At 44.1% G+C, this 641-nt stretch carries 1 protein-coding gene; it reads right to left on the bottom strand.

All coding sequences use genetic code 11. From position 1 onward, the window contains the following. Positions 1-81: 81 nt before the first annotated feature. Entirely contained in the window at positions 82-519 is a 438-nt protein-coding gene (tnpA, locus tag SIK97_RS00995) for an IS200/IS605 family transposase (protein ID WP_032751944.1), read from the bottom strand. Positions 520-641 lie beyond the last annotated feature (122 nt).

Here is a 641-nt window from a genome sequence, read left to right as displayed (position 1 = left end):
GTAAAAAACCACCTGCATAGCAGGTGGCATTGATTTCGCCCCATAGGGGCGCACTAAGTCCAGACTCAGAGAGCCTTCCCTTCACACTTCTTTCAGTGGAAGCTGGCTCTCTTCAACTTCATGTTTTTCCTGATACTTCACGTACTTTCTTATCATTTCTTCGTTTATACCTACGGTGTCGACACAATAACCTCTTGCCCAAAAATGATTCCCCCACAGCTTGTTCTTACGCAAGTAGGGAAATTTACTGAACAATCGAAGGGCTGTTTTACCCTTTAAGTGGCCTATTACATGGGAAATCGAAAGCCGTGGAGGCACTTTTACCAGCAAATGGACATGGTCTATCTGGACATTCAGCTCCACTACTTCTATCCCGAGCTGCTCACTTGAGATCCTTATCTGCTTATAGACCTCTTTACCAACATTGTTCCTAAGGATGCGAAATCGGTACTTGGGTGTCCATACGATATGATATTGACAACACCAGAGCACATGAGATGCTTTCTGGAATCTACTCATGGTTAAATCCTTATCAGTTATGGGGATAACAGATTCGGATTTTCCCATGAGTAGCATTACTGGCAGAGCCAACTTATTGCTGACCACCTCCATAGGAGGTGGTGTTCATGCAGGGATAAAAA

Origin of the sequence: Klebsiella sp. JN_Kp126, assembly GCF_033843325.1 — a bacterium.
Taxonomy (GTDB): domain Bacteria; phylum Pseudomonadota; class Gammaproteobacteria; order Enterobacterales; family Enterobacteriaceae; genus Klebsiella; species Klebsiella michiganensis.
The sequence above is the reverse complement of the archived record's forward strand: the minus strand, read 5'-3'. Positions and strand labels throughout refer to the sequence as shown.

Coding starts and splice junctions, on each gene's coding strand:
- tnpA (WP_032751944.1), bottom strand. CDS start 519: ATGAGTAGATTCCAGAAAGCATCTCATGTGCTCTGGTGTTGTCAATAT.